Source organism: Streptomyces sp. STR69 (assembly GCF_024519455.1).
Taxonomy (GTDB): domain Bacteria; phylum Actinomycetota; class Actinomycetes; order Streptomycetales; family Streptomycetaceae; genus Streptomyces.
Map to the genome: position 1 here is coordinate 34,882 of NZ_JALJRY010000050.1, position 8,168 is coordinate 43,049.

An 8,168-nucleotide genomic window follows, 5' to 3' on the forward strand; every position below is an offset into this window, starting at 1 on the left:
GCGGGACAGCTTGCCCGTGACCGTGATGGTCTTGCCCTTCTTCACCGGCTCCGGGGCGGCGTTGGCGGTCAGCTGGGAGGCGCGCTGGAGCTTGAAGGAAGCGGCCTTCTCCTTCCAGATGAAGTCGCCGTCCTTGGCGTCGACCCACGCGTCGACGTACCAGGTGCCGGCCTCGTCGTTGAAGACGTCGCCGACCCTCGGGTCGACCAGGACCGAGGCGGAGCAGGTCGAGGTGGTGGCGTTGACCTTCACGCAGGTGGGCTTGGCGGTCGAGAGGTAGCCGTAGTTGGGGCCGATCAGGGAGAACTCGTCGGCGCTCGCGATGCCCGAGTTGTCGGTGGCCGTCACGCTGACCTTGATGCTCTTGGTGCTGGCGGCGCTCACGCTGACCGTGTTGTCGCCGTCGACGACCACCTTGGTGATTTTGGTGTCGCCCGTACCGCCGTCGGCCTGGGCGGCCGGGACCGCGAGGGCGGAGAGGGCGAGGGCGCCGGAGACGGCGACGACGGTGGCACGTATGCGCATGTGTTCCCCCAGTGGAACGTGAACGAGATCATGGAGCCGGGTGGCTCAGGTGATCAGATTCGCGAGCCGGGGGAATGGTTGTACATCTCGTGACTTTTTCTTGGGATGTTGGTGAAGATCCCTCCGGGCCCCCGGCTGCCGTCCGGTCAGTCGAACCAGCGGTCCCGGGCCAGCTCCTCCGTCCGGGACGGGTCCTCCAGGAGGGCGGCCACCTCGAAGCGCCGCGGCCACTGCCCGGCCGCCCAGGCGAGTCCGGCGGCGACGCCTTCCAGGGTCGAGGCGTGCAGCACTCCGTCGCGGGTGCGGCGCCAGTCGATCTCCACGCCGTCCACGACGAGTTCCTCGTGCTCGACGTAGGTCGCGGGGGTGAGGGGGCCGAGGAGGACGCGGACGGAATCCGGTACGTCGTGTTCGGTGCCCTCCGAGGTGACCTCGCCGGTGATCGACTCGCTCAGGCGCCGGACCTGGAACAGTTCGGCCAACTCCGCTGCCCTGGACGGGCGTACGGGGAGGAGAGGGGTGCCGGAGGTGAAGGGGAGCAGGTCGGGTGAGTCGACGACCACGGCGTCCGCCGCGTCCACGACTGTCACCTCGCCGTCGACCACGGCCCTCAAGTCGTCCGGAAGTGTGACCTGTTCGGGCTCCAGGTCGGCCAGCGCTCCGTAGAGGGCGTGGAGTTGGACGCCGGTGACCTCGCGGTCCGGGTCGGCGAGGCGGTCGAGGAGTTCGGCGGCACCGCCGGGCTCGTCGAGGAGGGCGGCGACGGAGGTGCGGACGCCGAGGGCCCGGAGTACCTGTTCGTCGTCGAAGCCGGTTGCGTCCGCCTCGTCGTAGAGACCTCGGAGGAGGGGGTCGCCACCGGCCGCGAGCAAGCCTGCCGGACGGCGGCCGTCCAGTACCGGGTGGCCTCGCAACCACCAAGCCGTGTACGGGCGTACGAGCTCGTGGGTGCCGTCCGGGAGGAGGATGCGGACCTGTTGGGTGATCGCGTCGCGGAGTGGGGGCTGGGCGAGGAGGGCGAGGGCCTGGGGCCAGCGGTCGTCGTCGACGAGGTCGAGGTCGCGGACCGCTACGAGTTCGGTGGCGACGGGGGGTACGGGGGTGTCGGGGAAGCGGTCGAGGATGTCCTCGGACCATACGTCCACCGAATCCAGCAGGCCGGGGTCGTCCGGTTCCGCGAAGTCGCCGTCCCTGGGCTCCAGTTCGTCCGGGTCGAGAACTACGTCGGTGGCACGGACGAGGGCGAAGTTCGCGAGGACTCCGCAGGCAGCGAGGGGTTGTTCACCCCAGCGCTCGGCCAACTCGGGGTCGACGAAGGCGAGTTCGTCCTCGCGCATCACCTGGGCGAACGGGCTGCCGGGGAGGACGAGTTCGCCTGCGGGCGCGAGTTCGCCCTCCTCGTCGGGGAGGGCGAGCGCGCCGAGCCAGGGTTCGTCACCGGGTTCCAGGCCCGCGTCCCGGACGAGGGCGAGCACCGTGTCGGCCAACTCCTCGGCGTCCGGGGTGGGTTCGTCCCATACGGCGCCGCCCTCGTCGTCGAGGGAGGCGGCCACCGCGGCCCGTACCTGGGGCGTGGTGAGGACAGCGCGGGGGGTGGCGGGCAGCGCGCCGAGCTTCTCCAGGAGGGGGTGCGCGGCGTCCGGGTGGGCGACCTTGAGGCCGAGCCGGGCGAGGACTTCGGGTTCTACCTGGGCCGAGTCGGGGGTGGGGAGGAGGACTTGGCGGGGGCCAATGGTGGTTCGTCCGTCTGCGAGCGGTACGGGTAGTCCGGTGAGCCGGTCGGGGTCGACGCCCGCGAGGCTGTCGTAGAGCCGTCGCCACCAGTCGGGGTCCTTCTCCAGGCCGGCCAGCCGGTCCACGGCGTCGGCGAGCGGGACCCGGGCGACGCCCAACGTCCGTAGTTCCACGCGGCGTTCGAGGCCGGCGGGGAGGAGGGTGGGGAGGACTTCGGCGAGGACGCGCACGGTGTCGGCGCCGGCGCCCTCGACGACCTCGGCGTCCCGGGGCCGTAGTGACTCGGGCAACTCCGAGTCCTCGGTGGGGGGTTCGACGGCGGGCGGCAGGAAGGAGGTGCGCGGCAGCCGGTCCAGGATGGCCTGGCGCAGGGTGCCGTCCAGCTCGCCCTTGCCCAGCGGGCCGGGCACGAGGTCGATGATGCCGGCGGTCACCGGCCGCCAGGCGGCGAGGAGTTCGACGTAGGCGTCCGCCGCGCGCTCCACCACGAAGTCGGTCAGCGGGCCGGGGGCGGCGTGACGGCGGGTGGTGTCGAGCGGGAGGGAGGCGATGAGCAGCGCGGGTACGCCGAGGGGTTCGTCGCTGGGCGTGGGCGCGTGCACGACGGGGCTGGTGCGGGGGTGGGCCGGGGTTCCGTCGGCGTCGACGGGCACGGCCCAGGTGATGGACCAGTAGGGCCGCAGCCGTTCCTCGACGGGCCGGTCCGCGAGGAGTTCCTTGGCGAGTTCGCCGTGCGCGGAGACGGTGCGCCAGCGGGTGGTGCCGTCCCGGGTGTCGTCGACGACGGTGTCGGCGCGGTCGCCGCGGCGGGTGAGGGTGCGGGGCGCGCCGTCGCCGATCTCGATCACGACCTCGGCCAGCCCCGGCAGGGCGAGCAGCAGGGCGTCGTCGACAGCGTTCAGGAGACGCTCGGCGAGGTCCTCGGCGGCGGTGTCGCGCAGCGGGAGGATGACGACCGTGTCGTAGGAGTCGGGGGCGCTGCCCACGGCGGCGAACGGGAGGCGGAGGAGGGGGATGTGGCCGTCTCGGCGGCGGATCTCCGTGCCGAGTCCCGGGCTGTGCCGGGCGGTGTCGTCGGCGAGTTCGCGGGCCTCGGCGAGGGACCAGCGGACGCCTCCGTGGCGTCCTACGAGGGCGGGTTCGTCGGTCACGGCGACGACGGCGGCGAAGCCGACGCCGAAACGTCCTACGGCGCTGTCGCCCGCGTCGCGTTTCGCGGAGGCGCGGAGGGTGGAGAGCGATTCGACGCCGGCGGCGTCGAGGGGGGCACCGGTGTTGGCGGCGCACAGGACGCCGTCGCGGAGGGTGAGCCGGAGCCGGCCGGCCACGCCTGCGCGGGCGGCGGCGTCGGCGGCGTTCTGCGCGAGCTCGACGACGAGCCGGTCCCGGTACCCGCCGAGGACGAGGTCCTCCTCGGCGTTGGCGTCCTCCCGGAACCGGGCGGGGCTGGTCGCCCAGGCGTCGAGCACCCCACGCCGCAGCCGGGCGGTCCCGAACGGGTCGGCACCCTCGGCGGCGGGCCGCACGAACTTACTCACGTACGTTCACTCTCCTCATCGACGTCGCGATGAAGGTACCGCGCGGAGGGGAGTGCTGGGTTTTCGCCCGCAGGCGGTGGTGGGGGTCGGGGTCGTGGCGGTACGGCGAGCCCGCCGCGGGTTGCGCCCCTCTGTTCGTTGCCACAGTGGACGGCGTGGGGACCAGCTAAGCGGCGGGCTGCGCCGTACCGCCACGACCCGCTCCCGGTTCGTTGGCGGCTGCGGGTGAGTGGTCCATTCCGCCTTGCGTGGCGCTACGGGTGGAATCGCCACCGGCCTTCGGAGATGACGTCCGTCTCGTCGTCCCTGACGCGGATGGCCGTGTCGTCGTCGATGAAGTAGATCGGGAAGTCCGCGCGTGCGGTGATGCGGTCGGCCCAGGCGTCGTCGCGCTCGGGGAAGTCCGGCGAGTAGAGGTGGGGTTTGAGATACCAGTCGAAGAGGGCGAACGGCGGCTCTACGGTCCTCGCGCCGAGGAGGTGGAGGTCGGCGGTGTCTCCGATGACGTCGGCGGAGTGTCCGGTGAGGTTCTGGCTGAAGATCATCGATCCGGCGCTGACTCCGACATAGACCCGGCTCTCCAGTGCCTCCAGGAAGCCGTCGGTCAGGTTGTTGCCGGTGATGCTGCGGGCGAGGTGGTAGTGGTTGCCGCCCTCGACGTAGATGACGTCGGCGTGGAGCAGTCGGTCGAGTACCAGTTGGCGGGGCAGGCCGTTGAGTTCCAGGACGTCGAACTCCCGCCAGCCGAGACCGTGCAGCCGGTTCATGTCCGCGATCAGCCATGTGTGGTCCCCGGGCTCGGCGACGGAGGCCGTGGGCACGTAGACGACGTTCGCCGACCCGAACGGCTTCCCCAGCATGTCCCGGAGGGCGTCTCGCAACGTGTCGTTGCGCAGCCCGCTCGCCGTCAACAGAAGGTTCTTCTGGTTCATCGGGCGAGCCAAGCACGGGGGCGGGGTGGGCGCGAGTCTCGCGACGATTCAGCGGGTGCGGGTGCGGGTGCGGGTGCGGGTTCCGGTTCGGGTCTTTCGCGGGCGCTGACGATCTCGCAGTATCGAAGCATGGGGAATCGGGGGGATCGGACCGAGGACTTCCTGGCGGAGGTCTGCGTCGAGTTCGCGTTTCTGGTCGAGGAGGCCGGCTTTTCGGGACCGGAGCGGATTGACCATGGGCTTCGCTTCCACAGCGACCGCCTGGACGTGGAGGTCTGGTTCCTCGACGTGCACGAGCCGGAGGTGACGACGCGGATCGCCCCGGCCTCATCGGACGGCGTGAGGCCCAGGGGAGTATGGCTGGAGGAGTTGTACGTCATGAGCGGATGCGGTCCCCCTCAAGACGTTCCCGGCTCGGCTCCGACCCGGCGGGCCACGCTCAAGCGAGTCCATCAGCAGGCGGCTGCGTTACGTCGACTCATGCCGCAGTTGCTCAGCGCCGAGGGTCCACAGCTCATTGCCCGATGTCTGCGGGGCTGAGCGATGGGGGCGCCGCCTCGTGTGGTGGCCGCGGAGCATGTCGCCTCCGAGGTGGGATTCACGAACAGTTGCATCCCCGAGGTGGGCAGGCTGCTCGGGTTGGCCGCTGCTGCGAAACCCTACGGAGTCATCGCGGAGAGCGGGACCGGCTCGGGCGTGGGTACCGCCTGGCTGCACAGTGGGCTCGGCGCCGGTGCCCGCCTGGTGACGGTGGAGCGTGACCAGGAGCTGGCCCGCCGAGCGGCCGGTGTCTTCGCGGACGACGACCGCGTCAGCGTCCTCACCGGCGACTGGCGGCTGCTTGAGCAGCACGCCCCCTTCGATGTCTTCTTCTGCGACGGCGGGGGCAAGCGTGACGATCCCGAGAGGGTCGTCGAGCTGCTTGCTCCTGGTGGCCTTCTCATCCTGGACGACTTCGCCCCGTCGCCCCATTGGCCGCCTCGTTTCGGCGGTGAAGTGGATGAGCTCCGCCTGTTCTACCTCACTCATCCAGCCCTGGACGCCACGGAAGTACTCACAACACCCGCCAGTTCAGCGGTTGTTGCGCGAAAAGTGTGACACTTCAGGTGGGGAGTGTCACACTTTTTGAGGAGGGGGTGGAGGGGGTGGGTCAGGGGTGGGACGCGTACGTCACGAAGTCCGCCCAGGCCAACGGGGCGACGGCGAACCGGGGGCCCTCGGTGTGCTTGGAGTCGCGGATGTGGACAGCGCCGGGGGCAGCTGCTATTTCGACGCAGGAGTCGCCCTCTGGACCGTCGCTGTAGCTGCTCTTGAACCAGGCCAGTTCGGGCGACGTCACGCTTCTCCCAACTGCTGCACGAAACCCATCCATGCGGCGGGGGCGACCGTGAACCGCGGGCCCTCCACGTTCTTCGAGTCGCGGACGTAGACCGTGCCGGGGACGGCGGCGATCTCGACACACGAGTCGCCCTGGGTGCCGCCGCTGTAACTGCTCTTGAACCACGCCAGTTCGGAGCCGTCCCTGGTGGGGGCCTTGCGGATCATGTCTCTCCCAGCAATTGCTCGATGAAGGCCAGGGACTCCCGTGGGGAGAGGGCCTGCGCCCGGATGATGCCATACCACAGCTCAAGGATGCGGAGTTGTTTTGGTTCCGAGGTCGGGCGACCGCCGAAGCCGCCGTCTGCGCGGCCCACCGCCGTCCCGTCCGGGAACTTGAGCAACTCGATCCTGCCGTCCAGACCTGGATGGGCTTCGGTGTTCGTCGGCATGACCTGAAGCGTGACGTTACGCAACCGTCCCACCTCCAGCAGACGTTCGAGCTGCCGTCGCCACACCATTGTGCCCCCAACCTGTCGGTGCAGTGGAGCCTCTTCCAGCACGAAGTGGATCGACGGAGCCGGGTCCCGCTCGAAGACCGCCTGCCGGGCCAGCCGGGCGGCGACCGAGCGTTCCACGTCATCCGGCGAATACGGCGGCTGCGCCGCCTCGATCACGGTCCGCACATGTTCCGGCGTCTGCAACAGCCCCGCGATGATGTTGCACTCGTAGACCCCGATCTCGACCGCCTGAGCCTCCAACTTCGCCAACGCCCGCACCTTCTTCGGGTACCGGACCTTGGCGACGTCCTCCTTCATCGCCGAGATGAGTCCGTGCGCGTCCAACTTCTCCTCGGACTTGTCCAGATACTCGGGCCGAGGGATCCGCTTCCCCGCCTCGATCTTGTAGACCAGGTCCTCGCTGTACCCCACCGCCACCGCGAAGTCGGCGACCCGCATCCCCACCGCCTCGCGCCGCAGCCTCAGCTGCCGCCCCACCGTCGCGAGGACCGCCAACCCCCACTCGTCGTCGGGATCCACCTCCCAACCCGGCTCGTCCGCCTCCGTCTTGAGCTGTGCCTCGACCTCGTCCAACGACATCTCGCGCCCCTCCTGATCCGTACGACCGTGCCGGGGCGCCCCTACCCGCGCGACCCGTATCGACAGCCTGGACACGACCGGACAACGCCTGGACAGTCACCGTACGCAACGGCCATGTCACTGTTCACGGTAAGCACGCACGGCCACGCTGAGTGACGTGATTCAGGAAACCTCCACCCGCGAAACCCAACCCAACTACTCCACGCGCAACTTCAGCGTGCAGCTGTCCTCCACCCCACGAGGAGCCCGCCTGGCCCGCCTCCTCGCGACGGAACAACTCCGCGCCTGGGGGCTCCCGTTGGACCCGGCCCGCCAACTCGTCGCCGAACTCGCCACCAACGCGAGCACCCACGGCCGCGTCCCCGGCCGGGACTTCAGACTCATGCTCTGCGTCATCGACAACACCCTGCGCATCGAGGTCACCGACACCCGCGGTGACTGCCCGCCCCTCCCTCAAAACGCCACGATGGATGGGGAGTCGGGCCGCGGCCTGTTGTTGGTCGAGGCGTTCGCCGACCGCTGGGGCTGGTCCCCGGGCCGACGCCCCCGCAAGACGGTCTGGGCGGACCTGAACTTCACACCGGAATCACCAGAGCCACCAGAGCCACCGGAGTCGCCGGAGCCACCGATCTCCGGGAACCCGAACTCCGGTGCAAGTGGCGCCTTTTCCCAAGAACCACGACGGTGAAAGAACCCCCACCAAGCCCCACCCCACCCTCCCGCCGGCCGAATCCGCGAATCACCCATGTGGGTGAACATCGCCAACTGGGCTGGATTCCGAGCGGGTTGCGTGATCTACGCTCAGCGCAACACAACCGCGGACAGCAGACCGCAGACCGCAGACATACGACGGCCCTCGCCGGGACTGGCATCCCAAGGCGAGGGCCTGACCACCAAGGAAGAAGAGACCTTCCCGATGGATACGCACGACATTAGCGCGCCCCCGCGCGCCCAGTCCCGGCACACCGCCGACAAACACCCGAACCAGCGGCACCGGGCAGCACCCGGAGTCGGTCTCACAC

At 69.9% G+C, this 8,168-nt stretch carries 8 protein-coding genes; 2 read left to right on the forward strand and 6 right to left on the reverse strand.

Features of this window, described 5'->3' with window-relative positions:
• The 3 genes from OC490_RS47440 to OC490_RS47450 all read right to left on the reverse strand — a co-directional run.
• The coding region (locus OC490_RS47440) for a calcium-binding protein (RefSeq protein ID WP_262064272.1) at window positions 1-525 on the reverse strand (525 nt) is incomplete at its 3' end.
• 146 nt (window positions 526-671) lie between these two features.
• On the reverse strand, window positions 672-3,797 hold the full coding sequence (locus tag OC490_RS47445) for a sacsin N-terminal ATP-binding-like domain-containing protein (protein WP_262064273.1): 3,126 nt from the start codon (window positions 3,795-3,797) through the stop codon (window positions 672-674).
• A gap of 254 nt (window positions 3,798-4,051) precedes the next feature.
• Window positions 4,052-4,729: a peptidase E gene (locus tag OC490_RS47450; RefSeq protein ID WP_262064274.1), complete on the reverse strand. Its 678-nt coding sequence runs from the start codon at window positions 4,727-4,729 to the stop codon at window positions 4,052-4,054.
• A gap of 543 nt (window positions 4,730-5,272) precedes the next feature.
• Here OC490_RS47450 and OC490_RS47455 point away from each other — a divergent pair.
• On the forward strand, window positions 5,273-5,827 hold the full coding sequence (locus tag OC490_RS47455) for an O-methyltransferase (protein WP_262064275.1): 555 nt from the start codon (window positions 5,273-5,275) through the stop codon (window positions 5,825-5,827).
• A 52-nt stretch (window positions 5,828-5,879) separates the two neighbouring features.
• Here the strand turns inward: OC490_RS47455 and OC490_RS47460 are convergent, their stop codons facing one another.
• The 3 genes from OC490_RS47460 to OC490_RS47470 are packed head-to-tail and all read right to left on the reverse strand — an operon-like array spanning window position 5,880 to window position 7,146.
• Window positions 5,880-6,101, reverse strand: coding sequence for a DUF397 domain-containing protein (locus tag OC490_RS47460; RefSeq protein WP_262064276.1), 222 nt, complete (start codon window positions 6,099-6,101; stop codon window positions 5,880-5,882).
• Window positions 6,065-6,274 (reverse strand): DUF397 domain-containing protein, encoded by a 210-nt coding sequence (locus OC490_RS47465; protein ID WP_262064277.1) that lies wholly within the window; start codon window positions 6,272-6,274, stop codon window positions 6,065-6,067. Before OC490_RS47465 ends, OC490_RS47460 begins: the two co-directional genes overlap by 37 nt.
• A complete protein-coding gene (locus tag OC490_RS47470; RefSeq protein ID WP_262064278.1) occupies window positions 6,271-7,146 on the reverse strand; it encodes a helix-turn-helix domain-containing protein in 876 nt (291 codons plus the stop codon). Before OC490_RS47470 ends, OC490_RS47465 begins: the two co-directional genes overlap by 4 nt.
• Before the next feature lie 157 nt (window positions 7,147-7,303).
• On the opposite strand from OC490_RS47470, the gene OC490_RS47475 reads away from it, so the two are divergent.
• Window positions 7,304-7,834, forward strand: a complete 531-nt coding sequence (locus OC490_RS47475) for an ATP-binding protein (RefSeq protein WP_262064279.1) — start codon at window positions 7,304-7,306, stop codon at window positions 7,832-7,834.
• Window positions 7,835-8,168 lie beyond the last annotated feature (334 nt).

Excerpts from the sequence above, each read along its gene's own strand:
- OC490_RS47470 (WP_262064278.1), bottom strand. The coding sequence starts at position 7,146 with ATGTCGTTGGACGAGGTCGAGGCACAGCTCAAGACGGAGGCGGACGAG.
- OC490_RS47450 (WP_262064274.1), bottom strand. The coding sequence starts at position 4,729 with ATGAACCAGAAGAACCTTCTGTTGACGGCGAGCGGGCTGCGCAACGAC.
- OC490_RS47455 (WP_262064275.1), top strand. The coding sequence starts at position 5,273 with ATGGGGGCGCCGCCTCGTGTGGTGGCCGCGGAGCATGTCGCCTCCGAG.
- OC490_RS47460 (WP_262064276.1), bottom strand. The coding sequence starts at position 6,101 with ATGGATGGGTTTCGTGCAGCAGTTGGGAGAAGCGTGACGTCGCCCGAA.
- OC490_RS47465 (WP_262064277.1), bottom strand. The coding sequence starts at position 6,274 with ATGATCCGCAAGGCCCCCACCAGGGACGGCTCCGAACTGGCGTGGTTC.